General features: G+C 44.4%; 25 protein-coding genes. 7 read left to right on the forward strand and 18 right to left on the reverse strand.

Going from position 1 to position 25,835, the window contains the following annotated elements; genetic code table 11:
- Positions 1–118 precede the first annotated feature (118 nt).
- Together RIC07_RS01655 and RIC07_RS01660 are read right to left on the reverse strand one after the other, a co-directional pair.
- Positions 119–763 carry a MotA/TolQ/ExbB proton channel family protein gene (locus RIC07_RS01655; protein WP_446392989.1) on the reverse strand — a complete coding sequence of 215 codons (645 nt, stop codon included), beginning with the start codon at positions 761–763 and terminating at the stop codon, positions 119–121.
- Between the two features lie 179 nt (positions 764–942).
- A complete protein-coding gene (locus RIC07_RS01660) occupies positions 943–2,367 on the reverse strand; it encodes an NYN domain-containing protein (RefSeq protein ID WP_446392990.1) in 1,425 nt (474 codons plus the stop codon).
- 76 nt (positions 2,368–2,443) lie between these two features.
- Between RIC07_RS01660 and RIC07_RS01665 the strand changes: the two genes are divergently transcribed.
- From RIC07_RS01665 to RIC07_RS01680, 4 genes are all read left to right on the forward strand, one after another.
- A complete protein-coding gene (locus tag RIC07_RS01665; RefSeq protein WP_446392991.1) occupies positions 2,444–3,952 on the forward strand; it encodes a UbiD family decarboxylase in 1,509 nt (502 codons plus the stop codon).
- A 30-nt stretch (positions 3,953–3,982) separates the two neighbouring features.
- The gene (locus RIC07_RS01670) at positions 3,983–4,180 is read left to right on the forward strand and encodes a hypothetical protein (protein ID WP_446375027.1); all 198 of its coding nucleotides are present in this window, start codon (positions 3,983–3,985) and stop codon (positions 4,178–4,180) included.
- Between the two features lie 180 nt (positions 4,181–4,360).
- On the forward strand, positions 4,361–5,110 hold the full coding sequence (locus tag RIC07_RS01675) for a DUF4058 family protein (RefSeq protein WP_446392992.1): 750 nt from the start codon (positions 4,361–4,363) through the stop codon (positions 5,108–5,110).
- A gap of 258 nt (positions 5,111–5,368) precedes the next feature.
- The gene (locus RIC07_RS01680) at positions 5,369–5,743 is read left to right on the forward strand and encodes a transposase (protein ID WP_446392993.1); all 375 of its coding nucleotides are present in this window, start codon (positions 5,369–5,371) and stop codon (positions 5,741–5,743) included.
- A 120-nt stretch (positions 5,744–5,863) separates the two neighbouring features.
- Here the strand turns inward: RIC07_RS01680 and RIC07_RS01685 are convergent, their stop codons facing one another.
- On the reverse strand, positions 5,864–6,028 hold the full coding sequence (locus RIC07_RS01685; protein WP_446392994.1) for a hypothetical protein: 165 nt from the start codon (positions 6,026–6,028) through the stop codon (positions 5,864–5,866).
- Between the two features lie 225 nt (positions 6,029–6,253).
- Positions 6,254–6,538, reverse strand: coding sequence for a hypothetical protein (locus tag RIC07_RS01690; RefSeq protein ID WP_446392995.1), 285 nt, complete (start codon positions 6,536–6,538; stop codon positions 6,254–6,256).
- Positions 6,539–6,691: 153 nt separating this feature from the next.
- On the opposite strand from RIC07_RS01690, the gene RIC07_RS01695 reads away from it, so the two are divergent.
- Positions 6,692–6,973, forward strand: a complete 282-nt coding sequence (locus RIC07_RS01695) for a hypothetical protein (protein ID WP_446392996.1) — start codon at positions 6,692–6,694, stop codon at positions 6,971–6,973.
- Between the two features lie 98 nt (positions 6,974–7,071).
- On the opposite strand, the gene RIC07_RS01700 is transcribed toward RIC07_RS01695, so the two are convergent.
- Entirely contained in the window at positions 7,072–8,424 is a 1,353-nt protein-coding gene (locus RIC07_RS01700) for a helix-hairpin-helix domain-containing protein (protein ID WP_446392997.1), read from the reverse strand.
- A gap of 38 nt (positions 8,425–8,462) precedes the next feature.
- On the opposite strand from RIC07_RS01700, the gene ychF reads away from it, so the two are divergent.
- Entirely contained in the window at positions 8,463–9,554 is a 1,092-nt protein-coding gene (gene ychF / locus RIC07_RS01705) for a redox-regulated ATPase YchF (protein WP_446392998.1), read from the forward strand.
- A 98-nt stretch (positions 9,555–9,652) separates the two neighbouring features.
- On the opposite strand, the gene RIC07_RS01710 is transcribed toward ychF, so the two are convergent.
- A complete protein-coding gene (locus tag RIC07_RS01710) occupies positions 9,653–10,249 on the reverse strand; it encodes a hypothetical protein (protein WP_446392999.1) in 597 nt (198 codons plus the stop codon).
- 78 nt (positions 10,250–10,327) lie between these two features.
- Positions 10,328–12,106, reverse strand: a complete 1,779-nt coding sequence (locus tag RIC07_RS01715) for a metallophosphoesterase (protein WP_446393000.1) — start codon at positions 12,104–12,106, stop codon at positions 10,328–10,330.
- 326 nt (positions 12,107–12,432) lie between these two features.
- Here RIC07_RS01715 and RIC07_RS01720 point away from each other — a divergent pair, with 326 nt between their 5' ends.
- Positions 12,433–13,830 carry a flippase gene (locus RIC07_RS01720; RefSeq protein ID WP_446393001.1) on the forward strand — a complete coding sequence of 466 codons (1,398 nt, stop codon included), beginning with the start codon at positions 12,433–12,435 and terminating at the stop codon, positions 13,828–13,830.
- Between the two features lie 109 nt (positions 13,831–13,939).
- Here the strand turns inward: RIC07_RS01720 and RIC07_RS01725 are convergent, their stop codons facing one another.
- From RIC07_RS01725 to RIC07_RS01775, 11 genes are all read right to left on the reverse strand, one after another.
- Positions 13,940–14,926: an NAD-dependent epimerase/dehydratase family protein gene (locus tag RIC07_RS01725; protein WP_446393002.1), complete on the reverse strand. Its 987-nt coding sequence runs from the start codon at positions 14,924–14,926 to the stop codon at positions 13,940–13,942.
- Between the two features lie 41 nt (positions 14,927–14,967).
- Positions 14,968–15,741, reverse strand: a complete 774-nt coding sequence (locus RIC07_RS01730) for an acyltransferase (protein ID WP_446393003.1) — start codon at positions 15,739–15,741, stop codon at positions 14,968–14,970.
- A gap of 37 nt (positions 15,742–15,778) precedes the next feature.
- Complete coding sequence (locus tag RIC07_RS01735; RefSeq protein ID WP_446393004.1) at positions 15,779–16,531, reverse strand: class I SAM-dependent methyltransferase; 753 nt, start codon at positions 16,529–16,531, stop codon at positions 15,779–15,781.
- A 42-nt stretch (positions 16,532–16,573) separates the two neighbouring features.
- Positions 16,574–17,365, reverse strand: a complete 792-nt coding sequence (locus RIC07_RS01740; protein ID WP_446393005.1) for a methyltransferase domain-containing protein — start codon at positions 17,363–17,365, stop codon at positions 16,574–16,576.
- Between the two features lie 42 nt (positions 17,366–17,407).
- A complete protein-coding gene (locus tag RIC07_RS01745; protein WP_446393006.1) occupies positions 17,408–18,262 on the reverse strand; it encodes a TylF/MycF/NovP-related O-methyltransferase in 855 nt (284 codons plus the stop codon).
- Between the two features lie 13 nt (positions 18,263–18,275).
- Positions 18,276–18,815 carry a metal-dependent hydrolase gene (locus tag RIC07_RS01750; protein WP_446393007.1) on the reverse strand — a complete coding sequence of 180 codons (540 nt, stop codon included), beginning with the start codon at positions 18,813–18,815 and terminating at the stop codon, positions 18,276–18,278.
- A 36-nt stretch (positions 18,816–18,851) separates the two neighbouring features.
- Positions 18,852–20,537, reverse strand: coding sequence for an FAD-dependent oxidoreductase (locus RIC07_RS01755; protein WP_446393008.1), 1,686 nt, complete (start codon positions 20,535–20,537; stop codon positions 18,852–18,854).
- 33 nt (positions 20,538–20,570) lie between these two features.
- Positions 20,571–21,197, reverse strand: a complete 627-nt coding sequence (locus tag RIC07_RS01760; protein ID WP_446393009.1) for a glycosyltransferase family 4 protein — start codon at positions 21,195–21,197, stop codon at positions 20,571–20,573.
- 26 nt (positions 21,198–21,223) lie between these two features.
- Entirely contained in the window at positions 21,224–21,964 is a 741-nt protein-coding gene (locus RIC07_RS01765; RefSeq protein WP_446393010.1) for a glycosyltransferase family 4 protein, read from the reverse strand.
- A gap of 920 nt (positions 21,965–22,884) precedes the next feature.
- Entirely contained in the window at positions 22,885–24,129 is a 1,245-nt protein-coding gene (gene mutT, locus RIC07_RS01770; protein WP_446393011.1) for an 8-oxo-dGTP diphosphatase MutT, read from the reverse strand.
- On the reverse strand, positions 24,122–25,006 hold the full coding sequence (locus tag RIC07_RS01775) for an alpha/beta fold hydrolase (protein ID WP_446393012.1): 885 nt from the start codon (positions 25,004–25,006) through the stop codon (positions 24,122–24,124). The genes mutT and RIC07_RS01775 overlap by 8 nt, the downstream gene beginning before the upstream one ends.
- Between the last annotated feature and the right edge of the window lie 829 nt (positions 25,007–25,835).

The following is a 25,835-nucleotide window of genomic DNA, read 5'->3' on the forward strand; positions in this document are numbered from 1 at the left end:
TAAGGCTGATATCGAGCAACAACGCCGGGTATCAGCCAAGCGCAAGCGTTAACGGTCATCGACCAAAAGTTACACCGTGGACTTATACCAAGGCAGAATTACTTATGGGTAGGTTTGTCTAGGTTTTTAGAAGCGGTTCATACCAAACCTGGCGATAAATAAGTTCTAGTTCACTTCCCACCTCTGCAAAGTAGTCCATTTGCTGGGAGTGTAACGTGACGATAGTTCGGAGAATTAAAAGCGCAATAATTGCCACAATCATACCCGCTGCTGTAGTAATTAGCGCTTCACCAATACCTCCAGCCACTTTTGTTGCCTCAACCGTTGTTCCTCCCCCACCAATTTTTAGGTTATTGAATGTACTAATTAAACCCGTAACCGTTCCCAATAGACCCAATAGAGGGGCAACAGCGACAATGGTTTCCAGTAGTTTTTCCCCTTTTCGCATTTTGATTAATTCTTTATCACCAGCAGCTTCCATGGCTAAACGAAAGGTTTCTGGTGTTGGCTGTTTTAGCTTGAGGGGTGCATAGAGAAAGCGACCAATGGGCAAGTGTTGAGCCGATTCAGCGATGTCTCTAGCCTGTTCTAAGTTAGAATGTGCCGTCCCTAGCACATCGTTAACCAGGGTGGCTTCTTGGCTTAATAATTGAAACCAAAACCAAGCACGATCTAGCCCACAGGATATCGTTAATATAGATAATCCCAGCAGGGGCAGCATGACGAAACCGCCTTGGATTAATAAATCATAAACTCTTGTCATTTAAGAAAATCTCAGACTAATTCCGCACAATCAACCCTGGTAACTTTTATCTTATAACGGTACAGACCTATTGTCCAACAGGTAAGGAGTTAGATTTCCGACGGGTTCCGGTCGGGGATTTATCTTTAGTTTAACTATTTCGCGATCGAGCCTGGAGTTGATTTAATGTGCTTTTGGGTTTATTTCACTGTCAAATTACAAATTGTAATTTTATGTTCTTTTCCTGTTTTTTTGAGATTCAATGAATGACAGCTCTTTAAAAAGGTTACGAATTTAGCGTTGATGTTTAAACCTTTAAGTACCTGAGTAATTCCTTGCTTATGCTGTTTGCAGAATTCACTGCCTACATTAGAAATGGGAACATAGGTTTGACCTGAAGCCGCCATGAGCCTTTTCACGATTCTAGTTAATTCCTGTTCTAACTCAACCTTGGAGCGAATCATTTTATTTAAAGAACTCTCTAAAGCTGTAGATTCAGGCAAGACATTGGAGTTAGGCGTGAAATCGGAAGGATTGCTTTCAAACAAGGTTACATATAACTCTGACTGTTCTGGTAAATCATGTAACACAAACTCAGACGGATAATCGCGAAAAAAATCTTGAACCGTTTTGCCGGGACAGTGCAATGAGACTAAGTGACTGATCCTGGTATGGTGATGGCTGCCAAATAAAGTGGAAACCTGAGACAGTTCCACCCAAAGATTCCCGGTGCGAGTTTGTTCAAGTCTAATAATCGCTTTGATTTGATTAATAAATTCTTCTAGACCAGGGATTTCCGGGGACGGATTCAGGCAATGTCTTTGAGTTTGGTTCGTATTACTATTTAAAACGGTGATATTATCCCCTTGTTTGCGAACTAAATAGACGGTAAATCCATGAGTCTGAAGTGTATTATAAAGATGAGTCATCCCGCCATCTGAGGAGCAAACCAATATTTCCCTGGCATTGGGATAATGGATAAAAATTGATGCTCCCACCGTTGCCATTTTCATATCGGCACTATCTTTCCCCGGTGGAACGTGAATCAGTTCATACCCACGACTGTGGAATTCTGCGTCTTTTTTGCCGAGGCTGCGCCAATTGGCAAAGGCGACTTTAATTTGAATCGCATAGGTACAGACTTTTGCCAGGAATCTTTCAGTTTCGATATCCAGTTGTAGGTTTTCGGCGTCGAGTAAAAGAATGGCAATACCTGGGGAATCATTAGTCACTGAAGCCGGAGAGGAGACAGATTCAGAACTATCTGAACTGACCACTTTCAGCGACGCTGATGGGGAAGTTTGGGGAATTAAGGACTGTAGAGTTTGAGTCAATTCACCAAAACTGGGTTGTGTAAAATAGCTGGGAAGGAGTAAAATTTCTAGGAAACGCCGTAGGTTTATCATTTTGGTTTCCTCGTCCTCAGCTTGAGTCAGTCTAGCTTTTAGCTTCGTGATCAAGACAGATTGATTGTGGGAGGTGTGCCAAGGAATCTTCCTGTACTTTTCTTTGAGGAGTTCCGGATGCTGCTGTTGGATATCCAGGACGATTTGGTAAACGCGATCGCATATTTGATCAATAATTGCTGTATCAGTTGCCAATGGCGCACTGGACGGATCAGACATATCACGAAGTAGCACAGAGGATGGCGTATGCATCCATAATAAAAGAAAGAAAAAGCTTTACACATCTTAATTAACTATGGCGAGAGATCTGCGGGCATTCATCCAGCTTTTAGAGGAACGGGGACAATTACGCCGGATTACGGCGTTGGTTGACCCGGATTTAGAAATTGCCGAGATATCCAATCGGATGCTACAGGCGGGGGGACCCGGACTATTATTTGAGAATGTCAAGGGTTCATCATTTCCCGTCGCCATCAACCTGATGGGAACCGAGGAACGGGTGTGTTGGGCGATGAATATGGAACATCCCCAAGAGTTGGAAACATTGGGGAAAAAGCTGGGAATGCTGCAACAGCCGAAACCACCGAAGAAAATTTCCCAGGCGGTGGAGTTTGGCAAGATTTTATTTGATGTCGTCAAAGCCAAACCAGGACGCGATTTTTTCCCCGCCTGTCAGCAAGTGGTGGTGGAAGGAGACGCCCTAGATTTAAATAAACTGCCCCTAATTCGTCCCTATCCAGGGGATGCGGGCAAAATTATTACCTTGGGGTTGGTGATTACCAAAGACTGTGAAACGGGTACTCCGAATGTGGGTGTGTACCGTCTGCAACTCCAATCCCGGACTACCATGAGTGTTCATTGGTTATCGGTACGGGGTGGGGCGAGACACCTACGCAAAGCGGCGCAGAATGGCAAGAAACTAGAAATTGCGATCGCACTTGGGGTTGATCCCTTAATTATTATGGCAGCCGCCACGCCAATTCCCGTAGACCTTTCTGAATGGCTGTTTGCTGGACTCTACGGCGGTTCTGGGGTGCAACTGGCAAAGTGCAAGACGTTAGATTTACAAGTCCCGGCTGATTCCGAGTTTGTCTTAGAAGGGACAATCACACCAGGGGAAGTATTACCCGATGGACCCTTTGGGGATCACATGGGGTATTACGGCGGCGTCGAAGATTCCCCAGTGATTCACTTCCACTGCATGACCCATCGCCAAAACCCCATTTATCTTACCACCTTCAGTGGGCGTCCCCCCAAGGAAGAAGCCATGATGGCGATCGCACTCAATCGGATTTATACGCCAATTTTACGCCAACAGGTATCCGAGATTGTGGACTTCTTCCTCCCCATGGAAGCCCTCAGTTACAAAGCCGCGATTATTTCCATTGATAAAGCCTATCCCGGACAAGCGAGACGGGCGGCTTTAGCCTTTTGGAGTGCCTTACCCCAATTTACTTACACCAAATTTGTCATTGTTGTGGATAAAGATATTAATATCCGTGATCCGCGTCAAGTGGTGTGGGCAATTAGTTCCAAAGTAGACCCGACGCGAGATGTCTTTATTCTGCCGAATACGCCCTTTGATAGTCTAGATTTTGCCAGTGAAAAGATTGGTTTAGGCGGACGCATGGGGATTGATGCAACGACTAAAATTCCTCCCGAAACGGAACATGAATGGGGTGCGCCATTGGAATCCGATGCGGATGTTGCGGCTATGGTGGATCGGCGTTGGGTCGAGTATGGCTTAGATGATTTGGAATTAGGAGAGGTTAATCCGAATCTGTTTGGCTATGATATGCGGTGAACAAATTTATACGTGATTAGGAGATAACCCTTGACCGAATCAAAAAAAACAATCAAACCCTCAGCCCAAGACCTTGAAAATGAAGTCAAAGGAATGCAGGAACGCGGTGTTACGAATGCGGAGGTGCTTCAAGCCATGGCAGTTATTGCTGATAAACAAGGTGATTCTACCTTAGCCAGAAAACTCGCCAATACAGCCAAAGAGTTAGTTAAAGAAAGCCAAATTTAAATCAAAACCATGTCCTCTTTCCGAAGTGAAGGGTCACGCGCCATGTCTTAGAGCGAAGCGAAGGATTAATCGGGGCGGGTTTAGTTGCATCTGGGTCAAAAAGAGACGATAGTAGTGAAACCCGCCCCTACACCCCTCAAAACTTACAAGTAATACACAACCGACGCTACCGGACTTGATATGACCAGTCAACCTAATTTTCCTGGTATGAACCCCTACCTGGAACGACCAGACATTTGGCCCGAAATCCATTACGGGTTGATTAGTGGGCTAATGAGGACACTCAACCCAGTACTTAACCCCAAATATCGGGCGGCTGTCGATAAGCGGGTTTACCTGGATTCTGTTTTAGTGGGTATTCCTGATACAACGGTGATTCAGCAAACCCCTAATCGCACTACAACCTCTACCTCAGCCGCCGTTTTGAGCCAGCCTGAGCGCGTGGCGGTACCTATGCTCGAAGAAATAACCGAACGCTTTTTGGAAATTCGCGAAGTGGCTACTCGCAAGGTTATTACGGTTATTGAAGTGCTATCACCCAAGAATAAACGATCGGGGGAAGGGCGATCGCAGTACCTCAAAAAGCGTCAAACTATACTCAATAGCCAAACTCATTTGGTCGAAATTGATCTGCTCAGAAGTGGTGAATCCATGCCTCTGGAAGGTGGATGTAAAGCAGACTATCAAATCTTAGTCAGTCGAGCCAATGAAAGACCTGCTGCAGAACGCTATCCCTTTGATTTGCGGGAACCAATACCCGTCTTTTTATTACCCCTGAGCGCCGCAGACGTTGAACCTGCGATCGATTTGGCTGCCTTACTTGAACAAGCCTATCAGGAAGCCGCCCTTGACTTGGTGGTTGACTATTCGATGCCGCCAGAACCCGCCTTGAATGAAGCAGATATGGGTTGGCTCGATACCTTACGCTAAGTAGTCAGACACCATTCAAGTTGAGCATAAGGACAAGGGAAGAAGAAACGGAAAATAGTCAAAATTTGACATTGTTTAATATTTCTTAGTACAACGAACATCATTGTTCTCCACTTCAATCCCAGAAATAGTAGAACGAGTTAATTCAGTGCCGAGGCAATCCGCCTTGGCATTTTTCTGCAACACTATATGACATAAAACACCTATTTATTGGAGTTTTATGGTTCATCTTTGGTTCATCATATTTTGGAACTAAAGATGAGCCACAAAAACGATAATTATCTTGCCCGTCTGGAACAAATCCGGTGGGGTAAGTATCCCCAATGCCCCTATTGCCAATCAACTCATTCTCGACGCTTAAAAAAGGAACGTCGATATCAATGTAACGAATGCTTTACTTCATATAGCGTTACAGTTGGGACTCTGTTTCACAAAACGCATGTTGACTTAGAAAAATGGTTTCTGGCAATTTATCTGGTTCTCAATCCTCTGGAACGGATTAGTGTACGTCAGTTAGCGAAAAAGATTGGAGTCAACAAGAATACCGCCTCCTATATGATTACCCGGATTCGTCAGGCAATGACTCAAGAGGCGGACTTGCTACAGCGACTTGTTGAAATAGAGTTTAAATGAATTACAAGTCCAGTGACATTAACCCCCTAAATTAAAGCCATTTGAGTTACCTCCCCTTGGTAAGGGGAGGGTTAGGGTGGGGTCTGTCTAAAGGTATTGGAGATTTGTCAACTTAATCGGTTAACTCTTTTTGGGAATGTCTAAGGAAGAAAGGTATTTGGACAGTGATTCTCCCAATAGTTCTTCGGGTGTCTTTTTTTTCTCTGGCTTTTTAGCCGTAAATCCACCAAAGAACCAAACCCAAAGCGAAGCATAGAGGAATAGTATGAAAAATGGTGACAACATAATCGTTAACGGTAGATAACCCTAATCAAACTAATCCCAGAGATAGGGAAGACGGAGAGTACCATCTTGAACTGCCTCTGCGACTACTGACAGTTAGGAAACTTTCCTTACATCTAAGTGTAGGACTGTGTGTCGAAAAAGTCTCGACCGCTAACTGGGACAGTAGAGACGCGCCATGGCGCGTCTCTACTGGGTTTTTGGCGGATGTCAACTGAATTCTATCCGTTATATAGCACTACTAGAGAGCAATGTTCTCCCGATAATATTGTGTGCATTTTTTTGAATATGATGGCTAACAATTTGCTGAATTTTATGATGCAAATGTTTTTCGGTATCTTTAAGGCTTGCCAAAAATGTCAGTAATCGTTGTTTATCTAATAGCGGTAAGTCCCTGAGCAATTCTTCAGCTTCCTCTAACATTCGCTCTTGTGCCTCTGGCATCAAAGTGATCCAGTTGGAATATAATAGGTTGCGTTCGACGATCGTCAGCTTCCATTGATATTCGGGCATGATGCTTGTCCCACTTAATCATTTGCTATCTGTAAATCATCCTAAATGAAAGACTATGAAGGAATGGCAAAGACGGCTCTTTCGGTTGTAAAAAGATTGTAAATCTAGCCATTTCTTCTTGACCGATGCCCTAGTGTAGCGCTGCGGAAATACTTGAGCAGCTTTGTAGATTACGATGAAGCAGGGGGAGCAGAGGGAGCAGAGGGAGCAGAGGGAGCAGAGGGAGCAGAGGGAGCAGAGGGAGCAGAGGGAGCAGAGGGAGCTGGGGGAGCTGGGGGAGCTGGGGGAGCAGAGGGAGCAGAGGGAGCTGGGGGAGCAGAGGGAGCAGAGGGAGCAGAGGGAGCTGGGGGAGCTGGGGGAGCTGGGGGAGCTGGGGGAGCAGAGGGAGCTGGGGGAGATGTTAGCTGTTCAGTTATTTCTGCCAGGATGCACTAGGAAAGGGCGGGTTTTGAACTGTTATCGGTTATGTGTCGATAGGTTAGTTCCTAAACCCGCCCCTACAGATTATCTTGACCTGGAGGCGATCGCATTCCCTACTGATTGTCCGCCAGCGCCTTGGTGCGAGCTTGAAATCCCGCCGACTTCAGCCTGTCAACCATACCTTGATAATCTTGTACCCAGTATTTAGGATCAAAGCGCACAAATTGGCTCTGATTTAACGCCCCAACCCTAGCGATAACTGGCACTTTTTGCGGTTTCCTCTCTCCTGATTGTTCTTGCAAAATCGATTGGAGACGTTGCAGGGTGGCTGTGTCCACGCGCTGGGGGGTCAGTTCCACGATAATCATTTGTGCCGTTTCAATCGGTTCAACATCTTCGATAATCATCTGGATTTTCTCATCTCGTTCATCCGCCTTCCCCCAAACAATTAAACGGGCATCCTTTTCAATGAAGGAACTAATTCGCTCAAACGTTTTCGGAAAAATAACGCCATCGGCTTGACCGGTGAGATCTTCCATTTGCACAAATGCCATGCGATCGCCACTTGTTTTGGTATTGTGAAATTTGACCTCAGTCAGCATGACAATGGCACTCAGGATGGTGCGTTTATTTTGATCGCCTAATTCGTTGAGGTTAATCGGAGTCAGCACCTGATTGGCGACGGGGCGCACGGATTTTAGGGGGTGATCCGAGACATAAAAGCCGAGCAACTCTTTTTCTTGCTGTAGCTTTTCTTGAGCCGAGAAATCCTCAACCTGCGGGGTTTTCGGAGCAGCTTTCCATGCCTCATTCCCATCACTATCGTTATTATCCGTGTTTCCTAACATATCAAAGATATTAATTTGACCACTCTCTCGATCCTTCGCCCGATCTTGCGCCCAACTAATCAGCACCTCTAAATCGTGAATCAGTTGTTTGCGATTATGTTCTAGGCGATCAAACGCCCCGGAGTAAATCAGGGATTCCAAGGCGCGACGATTCACCACCCGCAACTCCACGCGATCGCAAAAATCGGCTAATGACTGAAAATCCCCGTCCTTATCCCGTTTCTGAAGGATATTATCAATCGCCCCCTCGCCCAAATTCCGGATTGCCGAGAATCCGAATAAGATTTTGCCAGAGACTGGGGTAAAATCGACGTGCGATCGGTTAATATCCGGTTGCAAGACATCGATGCCCATGGTGGTACAGGTGGCGATGTACTTCTGCACCTTATCCTGATTCCCACTACTGGCTGTCAGCAGCGCCGTCATGTACTCCACCGGATAATTGGCTTTCAGAAACGCTGTCTGATAAGTAACATAGGCATACGCCGTGGAGTGGGACTTATTAAAGCAATTGGACGCCACCGAGCCATTGAAGAGCAGAAAATTATGGTCGCGCTCGACGCCAATGTCATAGACTGGTTGAGTACCCAAGGGTTTACGACCGATAATTTTAACCACGTTTAGAACTCCTTAAATCGTTTCCAAATTGCGCTGACATGCTAAGAGCCGGAATTGTGGGATTGCCCAACGTAGGCAAATCAACCTTATTTAACGCCCTCGTCGCCAATGCTAAAGCAGATGCGGCGAATTTTCCCTTCTGCACGATTGAGCCGAATGTTGGGGTTGTCGCTGTACCCGATGAACGGTTGTCCGTGCTGGCGAAGATTTCCACCTCTGAGCAAATTGTGCCAACTCGGGTTGAATTTGTCGATATTGCTGGATTGGTGAAGGGGGCGAGTAAAGGCGAGGGACTCGGGAACCAGTTTTTAGCCAATATCCGGGAAGTGGATGCCATTGTCCATGTGGTGCGCTGTTTTGATGATGAGAATATTATCCATGTTTCCGGTTCCGTTGATCCAGTACGTGACATTGACGTAATTAATCTGGAACTTGCGTTAGCGGATTTAGCCCAAGTAGAACGCCGCATGGAACGCACTCGCAAGCAGACGCGGACGAGTAAAGAGGCGCAGTTGGAACTGGAAGCCTTGGAAAAGTTGAGCGCGGGATTGAATGAAGGTAAATCGGCGCGAAATATTAGTTTAACCGAAGACGAATCCGAGGCGGTGAAGCCGTTAGGATTATTGAGTGCAAAACCGATTATTTATGCGGCGAATGTGTCAGAGGATGATTTAGCCTCTGGGAATGAATGGGTGGAACAAGTGCGCCAAGTGGCAACCTCTGAAGCGGCAGAAGTTGTGGTGGTTTCAGCCCAAGTCGAGTCAGAATTAATTGAGTTACCCGAAGAGGAACGGGGCGATTTTTTGGAGTCGTTAGGTGTAGAAGAAGGGGGATTAAAATCCTTAATCCGGGCTACTTATGAGTTGTTAGGATTACGCACCTTTTTAACCACGGGACCCAAAGAAACCCGGGCTTGGACAATTACAGCCGGAATGAAAGCCCCCCAAGCGGCTGGTACGATTCACACTGATTTTGAGCGGGGATTTATTCGGGCGGAAACGGTTGGTTATGATGATTTAGTCACGTCTGGATCAATGAATGCGGCGAAGGATAAAGGATTAGTGCGGGCGGAAGGGAAAGAGTATGTGGTGCAAGAAGGCGATGTGATGCTATTTCGGTTTAATGTTTGATCTAGCCCTCGCGCCAAGTGATGATAGACAAGGGAAACGCCGACAACCGCCGACATCATGGGTACACGCCGGGGTTTATGGGCGCACGCCGTGCGCCCCTACTGTTTCAATGCAGCTAGCAAAAACCCGATCGCGCCAAATAATTTATCTAAATCTGTAATCGCTATTCTGATTTTCTCTTTGGTAAAAATATCCTCCACAAGCCGCCCCAGTTGCCATAATTCTCCATCGGTAACAATGCCATAAACAGGTTTTGTTTCATTCTGGTTCATCTTCTGTGCAGCAATTAACTCCGCAAGGCATTGTCCCCACTCTTCAATAAAGTTATTCTGCTTGGCTTCAATAACGACGACAAGCGGTAAACCCAGTATGGTTTTTCCGAGTTCTGATTTTGTTGATATTAAATAATCAGGTGTGCCTGTGAGTTTATGATCATAAGTAATGGACTTATGACTCCAGAGTGTGTATTTATCAACAAAGCTTTTATAGACTTCTCTTAAGATTGGATAAATAACATTTTCACAGCGAGAGGCTTCAGATGTAAAAACATCTATATTTTCTAGGTTAAATTCAAATTCGTTACGGAAATTATCCGAAGGGTTCAAGTTAATATATGAAATAAAGCTTTCTTCTGAATACTTGATATTGTATTCTTGTTGAACTTGAGCCAGGGATTTGAAGTCTGTAAATGCCATAGGTTGTCTAACGCCTTGTTCACGAATTTTATTTTTTATATTTTCTTGTACTCCAGGGGAAAGGTGCGTTACGCTTCGCTAACGCACCCTACGAACCGGGGCGATTGGAAATTCATCAAACTTGATTATGTCTGAGTCGGGTTTCCTGGTATCAAAGCGATAACTTCTGACAATTCCTGTGCTGGTGTCTAAGATGCTAAATACGGTGATATCGTTACTGGCAATATATGGTAAGGGTTGGTTATCCTCACCTAGTAAGGGTGCAATTGTTGGCAGAATCGGTTCTAATCCATTGGGATCGCCTGTAGCCGCGTAGTCTTTACCCTCTGGCACTTTACGCTGTTTTTCGCCTAGGTAAGCCCCGTAAGTATTCCCCACATTGGATGATTCCAGAAAATGGATTCCCTGAGGATTGACAAAGCGATTCCAGAGATGGGAATGTCCATATAAAACCAGTTGTACGCCTGCGCTTTCTAGTAAGGGGATCACATCCCGTAGAATATAATCGGCTTGTGGGGGATAGTCATAACGCACCGCCATAATCGTTCCATTCCTATCTCGTTCTATAATTTGTATGGGGTCAGTATAAGGTGGGACAATATTGTCTCCTAAAGAGTGGGGGGGATGGTGAAACATGACGATTTTATAGTTGGCTTGTTGGAACTCTGGACTGTTGAGTTCTGCTTTGAGCCAGTTATACTGAGGACTTCCCGGTTTAATTGGTTCAAAAATATGCTGTCCATATCCCCAAGCCGTGGGATCATTTAAATCCGCTTCTCGTTCCCGATATCGTCCTTTGGCATTGGGTTTGAGGCTGGGTGTTCTCCAGATGTTGGTAATATACAGGGAAATTAGACGAATATCACCAAAGGTTATGGCGTAATAGTTCTCGTTTCCCGGTAGCGTAAAAATTTCGTTGTAGGTGTCGGTATTAAAGGAATGCTCTTTGAGCCAAATGAGAGGATTATTCGAGTTCGACTGGGCGGATGTTTGTTGATAAATTTCTGCTGCAACTTGGCGAGGAATTGGGTCATTGAACTGGTCATTTAATCCGCTATCTGTAGAAAATCGTCCCATGACCTCGTGATTTCCTGTGGCGGGAAATAAGGGCGCATGTTGAATTAACTCACCTCCGGTGTAGCGGGTAGTAATGTTATTCTTCTCCAGTTTATAGTCAGCCTGTCCCTGAAGTGCGGGAAAGAAAGCACCACCGCGATTATCATCAAACCATTCGGAAGCGCGATCGGGAATATTTACTAAGTCTCCCGCCAGAAAAATGGCATCCACTTTGCCTACAGTTTCTGCTACCTTTTGTAAATTAGCGGCTGTCATGGGCATGAGTTGATGATCTGAAGTGAGCAGAATTTTCAGGGGGGTATCAGGGGGAGGTGCAGCGGCTAAGGTAAAGGGGTTACTCTTGATGATTTGTCCATCGTTCCGCACGCTGGTTACTTGATAGGGAACTCGTTCACCCGGAGTGAGTCCCGTTACCTCGGCTTCATGTCGCCAGATATCCCTTAGTGTCGGTTTCTGGTAAACTTGAGCATCTTCGGTTTGCTCACCAACACGGGACTTTTGGTCTTCCCGGGTGCGAGTGAGTTTGGTGGTATTCGCGATCGCAACCCGCCTCAGTCCTTTTCCATAAGCTACACTATGACGGGTTCCAGCAAATTCTGTAAACCAAACGACGCGCACCGAGGTGTCAGTGGGCAATTGTAGAAACGGATCAGTCAGCAGTTGCGCTGGGGTCAGATAAGTGGGTGGTTGGGTGAACAGCACAACGATGGGTGCAAGCGCAATGAAGACGACAAGTAAACCTGCAATAAGAAGTGGGCGACTGGTTAAACGATTGACCATGAATCGTCCTCGATACAAGATTAGATGCAATACTGCTCAGTTAAACAGGAAAGTGGGAGTCTGTTCAGGCGTTATTTACGATAACATATTACCTCGACTACTTCTTGTTCTTTGGTTGTTTAAAGGGAAGAACTGCTCGTATCCTGAGAAAAGAATTTTTCCACGTAAAAAAGATACTTTCATTCTCTAGATGTTATTTTCACGACACCACAGATAAGGATAAAATTTTACAATCAGCAGCCTACTGTTTGGAAATAGCTATCCTGGGCTTTCCTAGAGGTATTGCTGAACGTTCAGGGATGTAATCTAAATCACTTTAACTGACTGTGAGAAATTTACTTAGTCGTTTGGATCTGTCCTATCTCTACGTTTTAATCGGAGAAGCAACTCTCGCTCTGACGTTTGCCTTCTATATTATTCTCGCTCGCGTCCTCGGGCCTGAGCGATATGAGATTTTCGCGGCTGCTGTTGCCTTGGGAGCTATCCTTTCCCTGCTCATCCAGTTTGGGTTTCCAGCACTACTGACTCGCGAGGTAGCAGCCAACCCAGTCGAAGGGTCTAAATCGACAGGTCAGTTTCTGATTGTTGAGGGATTAAGCTTTCTGCTCGTTCTTATCCTTCTCTTTCCCATCGCTCGTTTATTAGGTTACCAAGGTGAGGGTTTAATTGTCTGCTACTTAGTCATCTTTGCGGAACTGTGTCGTAGTGTGAAAATGACGCTACGCGGTGTTCTTAAAGGAATGGGATGGTTTAGAAGCGAAACGGTTTCCGTAGCCATAGAGCGATTTTTCGCTGTGCTGCTTTCATGTGTCGTTCTGTTTCTATCGAAAAATTTAGTATGGGTAGTCGGAACGTTTGTTCTTGTCCGTTTCCTGGATATTGTGGGGTTGCTGGTTTACCTGAGTCGGAAAACTTCGATCTGGTTACCTCTAAGCCTGAATGGACTTTGGCAATCTGTTCGGACAGCTTACCCATTTGCGCTATCTGGGGTTCTGTGGATTCTTTACTATCAGATTGATGTGGTTATGCTCAAGGGATTAGCTCCTACCGGGGAAGCGGGGTTCTACAGTGCAGCGTACCGGATGCTGGAAATTTTTACTGAGTTGCCACAAGTTATTTTCTATGTTGCCTTCACTCGATTTGCTCGATATTATGCCAACGAACCTGAAAAACTTCCAGAGCAGATTTATAAGTGTACGCGCCTGCTTTTAGGGATAGCTTTGCCTGTGATTGTTGTGGCAGGTTTTACCCAAACTATGTTAGTACAAATTATTTATGGCGAAGCCTTTGCTCCTGCTGTCAAACCTCTGGCTATCCTGCTACCCAGCTTGAGTTTCAAAATGTTTGGCACCTTAGTGCAAAAGTTACTTCAAGCTACCGGGCGAGAAAAGCAACTGCCTACTCTTATGTTTGGAGCAACAATGACTAATGTGATTTCCAATTTTCTTCTTATTCCTTATCTAGGAGGTGTTGGTGCAGCCATAGCAACTTTATTGAGTGAACTTATGTTGTGTTTTATTGGTCTATACCTAATGAACCGCATGGAGTATCAGCATATCAGCAAATGCCTTGGCATTATTGCTGTCATTAGTTGGCTGATAACGGCAATTCCATCTCTGATTCTGTATGGATTGACACCAATTGTTGGGTTGGGCTTAATGGTTCCCAGTATTGCCGTGATGGTTGTGTTGATGCGCCGCGATCGCTTTTTACGAATGACTTAAAACCAGCGATCTTGGTTATAAAAAGTTAAGGGTTATATCTAAATGGGGAGTTCTATCGCCAAAGGACAATCTCGTGCAACGCAATCTGAGCGTCGAGGTCGGGAGTACATCACAGAATGCCCTGTTCTTGATACCACTTACCTGTTAAAGCTAATCCCTTATCCAAATCGACTTGGGGTTGATAACCTAGTTCTCGTTTAGCTTTGTCAATACTGAAAGCTCGATTATGCCGGAACCAATCAACCCGTCTGCGAAACAGAGGGGGATCAATTCCTGGTAAGGGTTTATATACTATCTCCGTTGCCAAAGCTGCTGTCCAAAGGGGCCAGAATGGTAGATGGGTAATAGTTAGATTGACGCCGATGGCTTTAGCGATCGCAGTCACTAACTTATTCAGGGTATGATAGTTTTCATCGGCAATCAGGTAGGCTTCCCCATTGCCTTTCTCCGAGGCGGCAGCGAGTTCAAATGCATCGACTAGGTTATCAATATACAAGGGGTGGTAATGACATTGACCATCTCCAAACATTAAAAAGCGTCCCTTTTTCACTCGTTTAAAGAGAATAGAAAAGCGCTCTGGATCTCCCGGTCCATAGATGGCTGCTGGTCGGAGTGTCAGAACCTTTAGACCCTTTTGCACAAAATCAGGTATGAGTTTCTCTCCTTCGTATTTTGTGTATTGGTAGTAATCCGCCGGGGTAATTGGGGCATTTTCATCAGCGGGGGTTTGTTTAACATTTCCGTGAACCCCACAAGTGCTGCAATAGACAAACTTGGCAACGCCATATTTCAGAGCTGCTTCTAGTAGGTAGCGCGTTCCTTCAACATTTACATCCCAGTAGATCTTCTTGGGAAGGTTGACTTGGCGGAATGCTGCTGCTAAATGGTGAACAACTTCACACCCTTGGGTAACTTTATCCACAAGGTCTCGGTCTGCAACACTGCCAATGTGAATTTCTGCACCTCTTTCCTTGAGTTCATCAAAAAAGAGACCTGGCTTATTATCAATAGCGACAACGTCATGCCCTTTTTGTAGTAGACGGCGCGTCAAATGGCTGCCCGTAAAGCCTGTCCCACCTGTGACTAAAATTTTCATGTTTTTACTCCAAATTAATACAGAAATTTTACCGTAAATATTTAAACATCTTTTGTTTCTTTACGGTTGCGAATTATTCGAGCGGGTACTCCAACCGCTACCGCATAATCAGGAAGGTCTTTGGTCACCACAGCACCTGCACCAATAATACATCCTTTGCCAATGGAAACCCCATCCAGTACAATTACGCCAGCACCTAACCACACATCATCTGCGATCACAACGGGTCCTTGTGAGTAAACTCCCTGTTCCATCATTGGAATATCCAAACGGTCTGATAAATAACGTCCGCCACCGATATAACAGTTGCCACCAATTAACACAGAACGACCAATAAAAATTCCGCTAGTGGACGAAAGAATAGTATTACAGCCAATATCGGTTTTATCCTCGATTCTCACTGAACCGGTTTTACCCCGTATCACACAATTTCTGGAGACAATCACATCATCTCCTAGGTGGACACCTTCCTCGCCAGCACCGCTGGCATCTAATAGTCCATAATCGTCAATAGCTACACGATCCCCGATAAAAATTTGTCCAGGATGACGCAATACAATGCCTTTTCCTAAAATTACTCCTTTACCAATACTCTTGAAAAGGTTGCGATAAAATCGTTTGCGAAGCAAATACCCTAAGCCACCGTTAACGTTGCCAAATAAGGATGTTATTACTTCGTATTTTAACAAATAAAAAATTCTATCATTTCCTAAAACTTTGTTTTGATATCGCTTTAATACAGAATATTCTGTTTGACTCAGTTGCTCTGTTAATGGAGTCTTATAGACTCGATTTTTCGTTTTACGCGCTATCATAGTTGCCTCTCAAAAATAAAATAATGATGATTATCACTTATTCCACGTTTAATATTTTCCGATTTATAAAGCGGCAATGCAAAATAACCGGAGATCCGAACCAATAGCTTAATCCTGATACTCTGGATAATTTTTCTAACGCCGATGAAACTCGAGGAGATTTTAACATCCGATGTAGTACCATAGGCAGGAAAAATTGCGGATAACGGTCAATGGGAGTGACTCCTAGAGACCGAAAGTAATCCAGCAGTTCTGATTCTTGGAAACATGTAAAGGGTCGTGTGTTGCCTTCTAAGCCTTTCTTCAGCTTAAATAAGTAGGGTGCGATCGCGTTCACACTTCTGACGGTTGGATAGTCTACAATCACAGCTTTATCCGCCACCCGGGCTAATTCAGCCAGAAAGGGTTTCCATTGACTGACGTGCGGAAGTAGCCGATAGCTAATCACAATATCAAACGTGTTATCCGGATAGGGTAAGTCCAAAATATTACCCACCTTAAAGTTACAACGATTAGCGTCCACAAAATGCTGAATTCGCGCTTGACAACTCTCTGCACTTCCCAAAACGGTAACTTGATAACCGTTCTGAATCAGCGCCTCCGTCAGTTGACCATGCCCACCGCCAACATCTAAAATCTTGGCATAGGGATAAGCTGCTAGCATCTTCAGCGTTGCTTCTTCTTGAACCTTGAGTAACCAAGCGCCAATTTCCCCGGCAAAGCGGGATGCATAATCATCCGAGGATGTTTCGATATCTGCTGTTTCGGGAAAATTATTTGTCGTAACCACTGTTTCATGCCCCTGAACAACTAACGTTATGCCAACTATTTCCTAGGTCTTATCAATTCTGGCTTTGACAATCAGCATATAACCACTTGCTCCTAATAATAAGGCATCTAGCTTAGAAAATAACCAAACAACCGGATAAACCAAGGAGTACATCCTGAACATTTTTTGGTATCGTTTCATGTCTTGTCCTGTGACAATTCGACCCTTCTGAGATTTTGCTCCTCCCCGCTTGAGTAAGTCAAGTGCCAACGTCATCAAAGTATCAACGGCTTCCGAGAAAAACTTGGAATACGTTCTATGATTAACGATTTTGAACCGACCCATCAACAGGGATACTAAGTCATCCACCGTATACCCAGGTCTAACATGTCCATGTTTTTCATCCGTCTGCCCAATTGCCAGCCGAAACTTTCGCAGCAGGCTGTTTTTGATATGTGGCACGTTAATGATTAATTCTCCCCCCGGTTTGATAATACGGAATAATTCCTTAACAAATTCTTCATCAGTGTGAATATGTTCCAAAAAATCGATGATAGCCACTCGGTCAAATTCGTTATCGGCAAAGGGGGTTTGACGACCATTAATTTGAAATACGTTGTCTTTCACTAATCCCCGGATGGAATCCACCGTATGTTCATCCAGGTCAGCGCTTTTCCAGGTGCCACCCCGTTGGCGCAGCAGATAACTAATTACACCATTATCAGAACCAATGTCCAGACAGTGCAAATCATTACTTTCTCCCAGCAACGCAGTAATTTCTTTAAATTTCCTCTGCTTCAGTACAGATTTATTAAATAGCAACAGGGGCCACTCTTTTTCTAATATCTTTTTCATACTGATTTCCTAATACTTCACTGTTTCCTTGGTTAACCACCCTTATGGCATCGGTGAATCATTGGTTCGTTGACGCAATTGGCTCACCAAATTCCGTTTATACAATCGCTCAAAATGGAGGTCTGACTCGAAGCGAATGAAACGGTAGACACGGTTAGAATTTAATGATAGCTCTCGATCCAAAATCAACTCTATTCCCTCACCCAACAGACCTTGATTAATTTCATAGACAATTCTGGCTTCGCCGGTGAATCGCGAACCGAAGTTGAAATCGTAGTCATCGAAATAGACCACACAACCATTGGGTAAATAAGGAATTAGTTTATCAAAAACAGTACGAGTTGAACTGTAGTAATCACAGTCTATCCAAACTAAAATGGGTAAATTATTTTTCAGGAAACTGAGATTTTCATCGGTCATAGTATCTTGAAAATAGCCTTTGTGAATTTGGTAATTCTTATAGTGACTCCGACAGTAGTCTTCAAGCTCTTGATATCTTCCCTTAAATTGACCCTCAACCCATCCATCATCTGCAATGACATCTTTGTCTTTTGCATCAACAGAAGCTGGCATTCCCTCAAAAGAATCAAAGGTGTGAACGGTGATTCGGTTATCCATGTCAAGATACTTGGTCGCATACAGCATTTTCGTAAAAGAATAACCATCGGCTGTGCCAAATTCAAGAATAGAAAAGTTTCCTTTATACTGATTTTTAAACTCCTGAATAACTTCGTAAATTATATCCATTCGATAAAAACTATTCAGAAGACGACGCAGTATCTTACGAGGTTTGTGAACTAAATTTAAGTAAACCGTTGTTTTCAGATAGTTTCCTGGTAATAGCTGACCCAAGCATCGCAGCAATACAATAAATGAAGATTTATCTGGATATTTCATTTTTTTAGTTGAATTAGATATTTCTTCTCGGATTGGCTTTGACTAATCGCCACCATCTTACTCCCCAGACTAGCAAAACTGAATAAACCAATTCAAAACTAATCGGGATTAGGTGACTGTAATGCCACAACCCCCTAGAGTGATGAACTCCCGGAAAAATGGTAATTAAAGATACAAAAAAGTTTTCCGTAAACGGGTACAGCAACGGAATCCCTCTGCCTTCAGTAAAAAAATCCAAAACCAGATGAGAACCATAGAGAATAAACGTTATCCAAGCCAGTTGCTTGTAAGAGAACTGCCATCGGTTATGGAGTATGAACGCCAAAATCAGACTAAAGCCAAGGGTAAAAATTAGGCTGTGGGTTAAACCGCGATGGAATGATTCTCCAGTGATGATCTGAGGAATAAAATCTAGGTCAGCAACAGTGGCGACAAAAACTGGATACAAACACAGGATTTCCCATCGCCTGCATCTAGAGGTTCTGAGTTGAGTCAAGGGTAAAAACTTGGCAAGGACATATCCGGAAACAGCGTGGGCAATGGGAGATGGCATAGGTCAAACAGGAGATGAATTTTGAGTTCCAACAATTTATACTACGTTTAGAAATCGATGCTGATTAACCTCCTTCACCGCTTGTATTTCTTGTTCAATTCGGGTAAGACTCCAGCCCAGTTCTGTTGCCATAGTTTCAGCACAATACTTAAGAATGTGAGGTTCGGGAACGCCAGCACTACCCAGTTCTGTGCGCCGAAATATCACATCACTTAGGGTTTGAGCCATTTCTTCGCGGACGGCGTGAATCACCTCGGCTTTGAGAATCGCCAACTCATCTACTGGCGCTTGTTGCTGGTGAAGATTGCCTTCTAGGGACTCAAGTATATCCGGATAGGCAGACCCATAGTTATAAACCAGACGACGCATGATTTCCTCTGTTAATCCATTAGGGGAATTTGTCAGCGCCGTTTGTAAAAAGGTGTCAAATCGTTCAATTTCTCCACCGTAAATGGGAGTGATATCAGAAACCGATTGTGGCGGTTGTTGTCCCCATGATTTAAACAGTTGGTCTACTGCCTTTTCCGCCACATCTCTGGCGGTGGTATACTTCACACCAATAATTGACAGGAGTCCGGGTAATCCTTCACGGGCATGATCGTGGATGTGATACTGTTTTTCCAGTAGGGGTTCTCCGGTGTGGGAATCTACTCCGGTTCTGGGCAATAGTCCCCCATGGACAAAATCAACATCTTCGGGTGTGAGATTAGCAGGTGGGTATGCCTGGTTAATTTGATCCAACAAGTCTTGAATGTCTGCTGTAGTAACCTGTAAATCATCGGGTTTCTCATCCCAAATTGTATAGGATGTACCGATTATCGATTTGCCTCGCCAAGGGGCAATAAATAGGAAGCGACTTCCTTTATTCACTATGGCATTGGGGTCACGATAGCTGTTGGTGCTAGAAATTCCTACAGCATAGGTTTGGAATAGGGGACGAGTGACGAGGTTAACTGCTTTAGCCAAAGGCACATTAACAGATGGTGACTCTCCCTGAAGCCAACCCAGAACTTGATTCATCCAGGGACCACTGGTATTGATGACGGTTTTGGCGCGGATGTCCAAGTGATCCCCAGTAAGGATGTCTTTGGCTTTGATACCCGTGATGCGATTCCCTTCTTTAAGAAAGTCAACCCCTTCCACGTAGTTGGCGACATCTGCACCAACTTGTGCCGCAGACTGGAGAAATGAGAGGGGAAGTCGTTCTGAGTTGTAGACTTGAGCATCATAGAAGAGTGCGCCCCCGGTTAACCCTTGATGGGGAATACCTGGAAGCAACTGCTGACAGTCTTGAGCAGAAATGACGCGACCATTGGGAATATGTTTTTGGGGATCATCGAGTTGGTTGCGATCGCAACTAATCATATCATTCACTGCCAGTGCCAGACTCAAGGCTTCTTTTCCCTTCATCCCATGTCCATAGGTGGGAATCAAAACTGGGAGTGGGTGGATTAAGTGAGGCGCAATCCGTAATAAGGTTCTGCGTTCCCGAATCGATTCCCGCATACGCCGAAAATCAGCATTTTGCAGATATCGCAATCCCCCATGAATCGTCTTTAAGCTGTTAGCAGAGGTGGCTGAGGCAAAATCCCCTTTCTCCACCAACGCCACGGATAAACCCCGCAAGCTGGCTTCCCAGGCGATGCAGGCACCATAGATACCACCGCCAATGATCAGTAAGTCGTATGTGTTTCTGGTTAAATTGAGCAGGTTTCTCTTCATAATATGATGCTCCTTACCCTGATTTTGATTAAACTAAGCTTCTACGCTTAATGCTACGGCTGCACCCTCCACTACTCCTGCATACAACCAATCATAGAGAAGATTGAATTTTCGACAAAACACTTTATAAGTATGATTCCGTTCAATAAATTGTTTTCCGCTGCTACCCAGTTTGAGTCGTAAATCGGGATCATCAATCAGATGCACCATTCCCTGGGAAAAAGCTTGAGGATTGGGTACTGCCAGTAGGGAAATTTGGCTATTCAACACCTGGGTGTGAGTGGGTAAATCCGTCGCTAGTAAGGCTTTGCCGCTGTGTAGATAGGAATAGAGTTTCATCGGTGTATTTTTCCCTTTGACTCTAGGCGAGACGACAATATCAGCCTGTGCTAGATATAGCCCTAGATCATCAACGGGTTTGGGTCCCAAAAAATGAACGTTTTCTAGAATACCAAGACGTTTAGCCTGCTGCTTATACTTCTGAATGTCAGACGCCTCTCCACCGATAATGACTAAATCAGCAAACTTATCTTTCTTTAAAGTCAAGGCAAAGCTTTCCAGGAGGAGATCTACCCCCTGATACGTTTCCAGATTTCCCACATACATAAGCAGTACATGGTTGATTCCTAATTCAGTTCTCAAATTACTCTGCATTTGCATACACCACCCTTTTTACAGAATCTCAGTCAGTTCAATAACGATATATCGGGGATAACCACCACATTTTTAGGGTTGTAGGCTTGAATATCAGTCGCTAATGCCTGACAAACCGCCACAACAACCGCCGCCTTTTGCACCGCTACTCGTTCACAAAAATTCAAAAATGAATTGAGCAATGTTAACTTTGGATACTTTTCGATAAGCTGCTGCGCTAGGGAAGAATCCATGTCATATACATAGGGAAGCTTGCAGAATAGATTCAGCATTAAGGCAATAAAGACCGATTCCTCTCCGGCATGAACCAAATCATAGCGCTTCCGGGAAATCAAACCGATGACTTTAAAAATCATGAAAAAATCACAGACTAATTTCTTCCAGGAGAAACCCGGTCTAATGTTGTGAACAAAGGGTAGCCGTGGCGTCCGGTGTATGGTTACATTGGGATACTCAATATCGCGTCCTTCTGGATAAGTCACCATGTCAACCTGGTCTCTTCGTTCAGACAACACCCTTAAAACCAAGTTCACGGCAATGGGTGTACCCCGGTTTTGGTAAAAGGGGTGGGGGGCGAGTAATAGGACATTCATCTGAGGAGGGCTTTTTTTTGCTCCAGATACAGCCCTTTGATGAAAGCGAGTTTTCTTAGTCGAGCGTTTTTTTACTCTCGTCAGAGGTTTTTGGTTAATCAAAAACATTTCTTGCTCCTTGTTTAGGTCGATAGTTAGAAATGATTTATAGTTATCGGTGGCAATATGGAGAGCAAACAATCTTCACACTCTCTACTAGGAGATACAAATCTTTAGCTCGATTAAATTCTCCTGTCACATATAAATAACATGCATTACTAGAATTTCTCTAGACTTGAAGACCAACTTTACTGAATCTTCATATTCTGGATTTATAATTAAAAATTATATTAAATCTTGGCTGGAGGAGACTCAGATGTCCCTAATGTCGGCGCTCAACGACGCAGGCAAGAAGAGGACATGGAGTTTGTGGAGGAGGACGATCTCTAGCTATTAAGCATTCGGATAAAAGTTAACTATAGTTTATTAATTTTTACAAAAATACTTGATCTCTGAAAGCGTACTGATCGGTTTTTTTATGAAACTTAATACATTTCACTTTATTGATGTCCGACTACTTATTTTGACGGGAAACAAAAGTGGATTCTGATTAGCTAAATATTGCTCAGAAATGAATCCGATTTAGTGGGAGCGGAAACATCTTAAACACAAGGAAATCAGATGTTTGAAGATGAATGGGATGGGAGCATAAGCAGTGATGGATAAGGTCGAAGCGATAGCACAGGTGACCGGGTTTACAGTTGAGCGCTTCCGATTCAATTGTGCCTGACTTCTTTACATAGCTTCATCTCGTTCAGAATCTCAACGCTTACTTCCTTACTGAGAGGACATCTAATTTGACACATTCTCCTGATCCCAGCGACTTGATCAAAACTATCAATCCAAAAACTATAAGTAAAAATTATATAACTAAAGGAGTACGCCTATAGACTTACTTCATACAAGCTTTATAAAGCGAAGGAAAATGCCCCTAGTGAAAGGAAGTAGAAATACTTAGGGTCTACTGAATAAGTATTGTGGTGGGGTTAGAGAGCAGGGGAAGCAGGGGGAGCAATGGTACATTTTTTCTATCGCCATAGTTTTAATAGATAGTCTCACATCTACATCCTTTCAGTCTCTTGACGCAATGCCCCAATAATCTGAGTATTCGCCTTGGGAAACGGAAACTGGTCAATTTCCTCTAGGGTTACCCAACGGATTTCATCACATTCCAGGGCTTGAGGCACACCTGAGAGATGACGACAGTGATGAACAATCAACGTCACGCGAAAATGGCTATAGGCATGATCAACCGTGATTACGCGATCGCCTACTTCGATCTCGATTCCCAATTCTTCCCGAATTTCCCGCTTAATACAGTCTGCCACAGTTTCATCTGGCTCAATTTTGCCGCCAGGAAACTCCCATAATCCACCCAGTAACCCCTGAGCAGGGCGGCGGTCAATTAAAATTTGTCCTTGATTGTTCCAAATAACGGCAACACCAATGATTTTGTGAGGTAAGGGGGTAGAGGCTTCACGCATGGGTAACTTAGATGCAATACCTAGATTGTACGCCTGACAGTGACTTTGCCAAGGACAATGGAAACAATCGGGGTTTTTAGGAGTACAGATAGTCGCCCCTAAATCCATTAACGCCTGATTAAACGTGCCAGGATGTTCGGGATCAAGCAATGTTTCCGAAAGTTGCCAAAGCTGTTTTGTCGCTTTAGCAGGTGGTACAGGTAAAGCTACCAATCGTGCCAGAATTCGCTTCACGTTCCCATCCAGAATTGGCACAGGTTGATTAAAAGCGGCGCTGAGAATTCCGCCGGCTGTGGTTCGACCAATTCCTGGTAATGCTAAAACGTCACTCAGTTGATCTGGAAAAATTCCCCCGTAGTCCTGGATTATTTGTTGAGCGGCTTTGTGGAGATTTCTCGCTCTACTGTAATACCCTAATCCCTGCCAAACCAAAAGCACCTGTTGTAAATCTGCTGTCGCTAGTGCCTCGATTGTGGTCAATATAACTGTAGCTTGGGCATCTTTCAAAATTTTCTGTAATCGAGACATATTTTGATTCTGCCTTGGCGGATAAGCTGGCACTGCAACTACCTTTGCATACAAACAGCCAAAGAAAGCTTCAATGAACTCTAGACCAGATGGATACAGCAGTAAAGCCCTGTCTCCAGGTTTGCAAAACAATTGGATGTAAGCAGCAATCTCTCGTGCGCGTTGGTCTAACTTTTGATATGAGTAAATACTAACCCATTTTTGAGGAAATATAAAGACAACTTCTCGGACACTCGTAGCCGAAGGCCTACTGGCGAGATGAATGGCGACCAAAATTTCTTCGTTGTTATACAAAGGTGTTACCCAAAAAGTCTAAAACAAGTTGGTTAAATTCCTCTGAATGCTCGATTTGCGGGAAATGTCCACAACGCTCAAAAATGTGCAAACGAGCGTTGGTTAACCCCTGGGCAGCATGGTAGGCATGAGCAACAGGTAAGACGGGATCTTGTTTTCCCCAAATGATCAGCGTTGGTACAGTAATGTTAGACAGTTGATTAATAATTGGACTAAAAACCTCAAAACGCACACCAAAGATATTAAGATTTGTCTGTGCTAGCTTGATAAGTGCATTCAGTGTTCCTGGGAGCAAAGCTAGTTGGTAAATCCGTTCAAGCCACTCATCAGTAATAATTGATGAATCATACACAACTGGTTTCAAGACCAAGGCTACACTCTGTCGAGTGGGGCGGAGCAACCAGCTTACTCTGTCAATCAGGGGGAGTGCTGCTAATCGGGAAAAGAGATCTATGTGTTTTCCAAGCCCAAAACTGTTTACTAACACCAGCTTTTCTACTCTTTCAGGAAACATTAGGGCAAACTGTAAAACCACACCACCACCCATCGAGTTCCCAACTAAACTGGCGCGGTGGATACGGCAAGTGTCCATAAAGTTTTTGACGAATTGAGCCTGCTCGGACAGCGAATAGGAGATTGATGGCTTATCAGAGCAACCAGAACCGATCATATCTACTGCAAAAACGCGGTGAGATTGTGCCAGAGCAGCGAGGTTGTACAACCAAAATTCCACGGAGGCTCCACCACCATGGAGCAAGATAACTATCGTTCCTTGCTCTCCCAATGCCCAATAGCGAGTTCTGCTCGAGCCCACTTTAGTGTACTGGTCTTGTGGCCACTTGCTCTGCATCGCATCATCTGAATGTTTGTGATTCATTTGGCAAATCTACTTCTAATTTCGATAATTATTATCTTCTCAATTCTTTACTCTACTGTAAGGGACTTGCGGAAGTTGTGAATACCAGTCATTGTAGAGGAGAGGAGGCTTCTCAAAGCAATGCTGTTGAACACTATCATGCTCAAAGAGAACCGGGATGATACTAGCTCAAACCGTACTAACTACATTCTGGCGATGCCATTCAGGTATAGTCTAGTGCATCGCGGCAGCAATCCTTGAGCAGCTCACCCTACTGGCGTGACCCAGCTAAAATGGTGCATTAGTATCGGGGAAAACGGATTTAATAATGAGAACACCCCTCTACTGGACGCGATTGCTCTCCAAATATCTGGATGAGTCCACAACCACCCGCCAACAAGAATTTGAGAACACCTTTCTACTGGACGCGATCGCAACTTCATGTTGAAGTTGCTCAACCGATTCAATCCGACGGTTGAGAAATTGCACAGAAAGCACCGACAATTCGGTTTCAGCCACATTCAACCAACTACCGATTACAGCCAGCGCACTCCTTCCTGCCTACCGGATGGATGCTTTTGCTAGCAACACTTTGCCTAATTAACACGGTTGGCGACGTTATAGGTTGTTCATGCCCTCAGCCATTCAAACTGGGGGTTTTTGGTTTGGAGGTGCGATCGCAATTCGGGGGCTGATATCATGTCCGGTCAAACACCCCTAATAAAAACGCCTGAAACCCCTGTTATTGCAGCATTGCAATTATGGGCAATCGTTAAGACATGATATGACTCCTGAGAGTGCGATGACACTGCGGATGCTGTGAGCTAGAAGTTATTAGGAACAAAGTCAT

Source organism: Coleofasciculus sp. E1-EBD-02, from assembly GCF_040218245.1.
In the GTDB taxonomy this organism is placed as follows: Bacteria; Cyanobacteriota; Cyanobacteriia; order Cyanobacteriales; family Coleofasciculaceae; genus Coleofasciculus.

Excerpts from the sequence above, each read along its gene's own strand:
- RIC07_RS01730 (WP_446393003.1), bottom strand. The coding sequence starts at position 15,741 with ATGATAGCGCGTAAAACGAAAAATCGAGTCTATAAGACTCCATTAACA.
- RIC07_RS01685 (WP_446392994.1), bottom strand. The coding sequence starts at position 6,028 with ATGTTGTCACCATTTTTCATACTATTCCTCTATGCTTCGCTTTGGGTT.
- RIC07_RS01725 (WP_446393002.1), bottom strand. The coding sequence starts at position 14,926 with ATGAAAATTTTAGTCACAGGTGGGACAGGCTTTACGGGCAGCCATTTG.
- RIC07_RS01665 (WP_446392991.1), top strand. The coding sequence starts at position 2,444 with ATGGCGAGAGATCTGCGGGCATTCATCCAGCTTTTAGAGGAACGGGGA.
- RIC07_RS01715 (WP_446393000.1), bottom strand. The coding sequence starts at position 12,106 with ATGGTCAATCGTTTAACCAGTCGCCCACTTCTTATTGCAGGTTTACTT.
- RIC07_RS01775 (WP_446393012.1), bottom strand. The coding sequence starts at position 25,006 with ATGAATCACAAACATTCAGATGATGCGATGCAGAGCAAGTGGCCACAA.
- RIC07_RS01755 (WP_446393008.1), bottom strand. The coding sequence starts at position 20,537 with ATGAAGAGAAACCTGCTCAATTTAACCAGAAACACATACGACTTACTG.
- RIC07_RS01660 (WP_446392990.1), bottom strand. The coding sequence starts at position 2,367 with ATGTCTGATCCGTCCAGTGCGCCATTGGCAACTGATACAGCAATTATT.
- RIC07_RS01750 (WP_446393007.1), bottom strand. The coding sequence starts at position 18,815 with ATGCCATCTCCCATTGCCCACGCTGTTTCCGGATATGTCCTTGCCAAG.
- RIC07_RS01740 (WP_446393005.1), bottom strand. The coding sequence starts at position 17,365 with ATGAAAAAGATATTAGAAAAAGAGTGGCCCCTGTTGCTATTTAATAAA.
- RIC07_RS01745 (WP_446393006.1), bottom strand. The coding sequence starts at position 18,262 with ATGAAATATCCAGATAAATCTTCATTTATTGTATTGCTGCGATGCTTG.
- RIC07_RS01675 (WP_446392992.1), top strand. The coding sequence starts at position 4,361 with ATGACCAGTCAACCTAATTTTCCTGGTATGAACCCCTACCTGGAACGA.
- RIC07_RS01680 (WP_446392993.1), top strand. The coding sequence starts at position 5,369 with ATGAGCCACAAAAACGATAATTATCTTGCCCGTCTGGAACAAATCCGG.
- ychF (WP_446392998.1), top strand. The coding sequence starts at position 8,463 with ATGCTAAGAGCCGGAATTGTGGGATTGCCCAACGTAGGCAAATCAACC.
- RIC07_RS01690 (WP_446392995.1), bottom strand. The coding sequence starts at position 6,538 with ATGCCCGAATATCAATGGAAGCTGACGATCGTCGAACGCAACCTATTA.
- RIC07_RS01760 (WP_446393009.1), bottom strand. The coding sequence starts at position 21,197 with ATGCAAATGCAGAGTAATTTGAGAACTGAATTAGGAATCAACCATGTA.
- RIC07_RS01710 (WP_446392999.1), bottom strand. The coding sequence starts at position 10,249 with ATGGCATTTACAGACTTCAAATCCCTGGCTCAAGTTCAACAAGAATAC.
- RIC07_RS01655 (WP_446392989.1), bottom strand. The coding sequence starts at position 763 with ATGACAAGAGTTTATGATTTATTAATCCAAGGCGGTTTCGTCATGCTG.